Source organism: Acinetobacter sp. YH16052 (assembly GCF_013417155.1).
Taxonomy (GTDB): Bacteria; Pseudomonadota; Gammaproteobacteria; order Pseudomonadales; family Moraxellaceae; genus Acinetobacter.
In genome coordinates this window covers 1-1,512 of sequence record NZ_VPEO01000146.1, presented here as the reverse complement: position 1 = coordinate 1,512, position 1,512 = coordinate 1, and the positions used below count along the sequence as shown (strand labels likewise).

Annotated in this window: 2 protein-coding genes and 1 pseudogene; all 3 read right to left on the bottom strand. The window is 37.0% G+C overall.

Translation table 11 applies throughout. The features are described 5' to 3' along the window. A pseudogene (locus tag FTV42_RS16810) lies at positions 1–299 on the bottom strand (3'-5' exonuclease); the annotation flags it as partial. A 28-nt stretch (positions 300–327) separates the two neighbouring features. Next, complete coding sequence (locus FTV42_RS16805; protein WP_127798918.1) at positions 328–1,224, bottom strand: ATP-binding protein; 897 nt, start codon at positions 1,222–1,224, stop codon at positions 328–330. After that, the coding region (locus FTV42_RS16800; RefSeq protein ID WP_257223484.1) for a hypothetical protein at positions 1,221–1,512 on the bottom strand (292 nt) is incomplete at its 5' end. The genes FTV42_RS16805 and FTV42_RS16800, both read right to left, overlap by 4 nt.

Sequence of the window (1,512 nt, the reverse complement as noted above, 5' to 3'; positions counted from 1 at the left end):
GCATTAAGTCCTACAAATATAGGTCTAGAGTCCTCTGGTAAATACTTGAGTATCCAACTTTCAAATTGAGACATTGCTTCTATGGGGGGAATACCTTTCTTTCGTGCTTGGTCTAAAGTTATTCCTGACACTTTTAAAGCTTCTTCAATTGCTTGATCACTGATTGGTTGGAGCATTATTGTAAATTCTATATCAGGGTTATATACGAAACATGCTCCTATAGTCAGCATACTGTGTTCACCTACTATAGGACCTGCTGTTTCAATGTCTACAGAAATATAAACCTCTTTTTTATACATTCTTATGCTCCTTCCAATTAGAATTATGTTATCCAGCCATTATAGGTGAAGGCTTTAGCTTACTAAGAGCCTGATGGAAGTGTGAGATTTTTAATTCTGAATCAGGAAAAGCTAAAGAAACTGCCGTTGGATATAACCGTGTACGAATATCTGAATAAGTCCAACCTGGTTCTGCTCCGTGAGGAGCAGTTGCACTTACTAATTCGGCAATTTCATCTTCCGAAAAATCGATGTCAGACAAATCTTTAGTAAAAAGCTCATGTCGTTCTTCATTAGATGGGCGAACAAACTCTTCTACAATGGAAGCTCTACGCAAAACAGCTGCATCTAAAGCAGCTAATCGATTAGTACATAAAATTGCAAAGATACGGCCACCATGTTTTCTTAAATCATCTATTGCTTGAATTAAAGTATTCACACCAACTTTATCTTCATGATGACTATTTTCTTGACTTCGAGATGCTCCAAGCGAATCACCTTCATCAATAATAAGAAAAGCTCGACCATTTCCATGTCCAATAGACCGAGTGATTTCATCGAATGCTTGTGCAATGAGAGTACCCATTTCACCAACTTTACCAGTTCCTCTGACTTTATTACTAAGCTTAAATAGCAAAGCATCTTCTATTTTCGCATCACGAGCTAATCTATTAACAATTGCTTCAGCATTTGCAGTTTTTCCAGTACCTACATCACCATGAAAAATAGCTAAAGGATATTGATCGACAAGAAGATCAATAACCGCTAGTTTTTTCCCATGTTTTTGTTTACTCCATTGTTCTAACTCATCAGCCTGAAGCAAAAGTTGTACTTGTTTCTTAATACGGGAATATCTAGATTCAAAACCGAGTAATTTGTCAGCTAAATCATCAAATTGTTTAATTGGTAAATCTGTCTTAACTTCAAAAACTGTTGATTTACTCATGAGTAGTCGCTCCTATTAGCTCCATAACCATTACTGCTATAACCTCGCTCCCCTGATGCAGAAAGGCTACTGTGAGTGGTACTTTCTGTTGTTGAGACCCAAGTTATTTCCAATGGTAATTTGGAAGCTTTTTCTGATTCATTACGATATTTATCGGTATGTGACAATATAATTCTAATTCGTCCATCTGGTGTGTGGGGCCACATTACTCCGCCAGGTCTTTCAGTACCAGATGCACCTTCAGTTTGAAATATGTACTTAATAGCTCTAACTTCTGAACCATAGGAA